The 1358-nt window shown below is 46.6% G+C and carries 3 protein-coding genes and 1 pseudogene; all 4 read left to right on the forward strand.

Annotated features, from left to right (window positions below):
• A pseudogene (locus B9T16_RS28720) lies at window positions 1-379 on the forward strand (two-component sensor histidine kinase); the annotation flags it as partial.
• Window positions 380-395: 16 nt separating this feature from the next.
• Window positions 396-848, forward strand: a complete 453-nt coding sequence (locus B9T16_RS28725) for a sensor histidine kinase (protein ID WP_410246396.1) — start codon at window positions 396-398, stop codon at window positions 846-848.
• Window positions 849-889: 41 nt separating this feature from the next.
• Complete coding sequence (locus B9T16_RS28730; RefSeq protein WP_014274991.1) at window positions 890-1021, forward strand: HAMP domain-containing histidine kinase; 132 nt, start codon at window positions 890-892, stop codon at window positions 1019-1021.
• Window positions 984-1226 carry an ATP-binding protein gene (locus tag B9T16_RS28735; RefSeq protein ID WP_199318169.1) on the forward strand — a complete coding sequence of 81 codons (243 nt, stop codon included), beginning with the start codon at window positions 984-986 and terminating at the stop codon, window positions 1224-1226. Before B9T16_RS28730 ends, B9T16_RS28735 begins: the two co-directional genes overlap by 38 nt.
• The last annotated feature ends 132 nt before the right edge of the window (window positions 1227-1358 follow it).

Below are 1358 nucleotides of genomic sequence, written 5' to 3' on the forward strand. Positions count from 1 at the left end.
GATGCTCCCTCAATCTGGAGATCCAACGGGTCGGAGAAGGGCAAATTTTTCCCGATTTATGTCTAAAAGGAAAACCGATTGTTACCATCATCCCCGATTTATTCAACGTCATACCATTGGCATTAGCGATCGCAGTACCTACTATATCCGGGTGTTCAATCATCGCGGTGAACTCTTAGCCTTTTCCCCCAACCATCCTCTCCCCTTACCCCAAACCTTCAACCCCCCCGATTGGCAAACCTTTCGCAGTGCGAGAGGGACGCGCTACCATCAATTCACTACCATTCTCCACAGTGCGGGGGTTAATCCTCAAACGCCAATGCACTTAGATTCCTCTTGGGGATATATCCAAATTGGACGCACGAAGCGCGATGTTTGATGCAGAAGTTAATCGAATGAGGTGGATTTTAGGTTTAGGGTTTCCTTTGGCGTTAGGTTTAGTCGTGGTGGCTGGTTGGTGGCTGTCTGGATTAGCGATGCAGCCGATTTACCAATCCTATCAACAGCAACAACAGTTTACTGCCAATCCGGACCATGAACTGCGCTCTCCCCTCCGGACTCTTTTAGCAACTATTGAGGCTATTTTACGGGTTCCCCCATCAAATCCCCAGCAAATGCAGGCGATGCTACAAACCCTTGAACGACAGGGACGACGTTTAAGTCATTTAATCGCCGATTTATTATTTCTCAGTACCTTGGAACATCAATCCTCCAGCCAAGCCTTTAAACCCTGTTGTTTAAATGATTTAATTCATGATTTAACTGAAGAATATGCAGAATTTGCAACTAGGCGCGGAAATTCATCTAATGCAAGAAGTTCCGGCTCCGGAAATTTATGTGTTAGGTAATGAATCTCAGCTTTATCGTTTAGTGTCCAATTTAATCGCTAATGCCATTCAATATACGCGCCATAGCAGGGGAAGTGGTTGTGAGTTTAATGGTGCGCGATCGCACGGCTTTAATTACAGTCCAAGATACAGGGATTGGCATGGCCGATCGCCGCCCCAACTCGAATTTTTGAGAGATTTTATCGGGTGGATAGCGATCGCTCTCGCCCAACTGGGGGAACCGGATTAGGACTAGCCATAGCACAGGCGATCGCTTATCATCATCAAGGTTCTTTGACGGTCAAAAGTGAACTCGGAAAAGGCAGTTTATTCACCCTGCAATTTCCTTGTATAGCAGAACCAAAGTTGCTTAAAAACTTCCCCTCTCTGAAACGGTGAGTCTTTCAAGGGGATTTGAGATTAGAAGGGAATCGGATCGTCATCACCCGGAGTATCTGACCCTGATGGTTCAGGGTTAGGAGTAACGGGAGAGCGAGTTGCAGGTAGCTCATATTCTMATCCAGAGGTTGG

Source organism: Arthrospira sp. PCC 8006 (assembly GCF_046480465.1).
Classification (GTDB): Bacteria; Cyanobacteriota; Cyanobacteriia; order Cyanobacteriales; family Microcoleaceae; genus Limnospira; species Limnospira platensis.

Coding starts and splice junctions, on each gene's coding strand:
- B9T16_RS28725 (WP_410246396.1), top strand. CDS start 396: ATGAGGTGGATTTTAGGTTTAGGGTTTCCTTTGGCGTTAGGTTTAGTC.
- B9T16_RS28730 (WP_014274991.1), top strand. CDS start 890: ATGCCATTCAATATACGCGCCATAGCAGGGGAAGTGGTTGTGAGTTTA.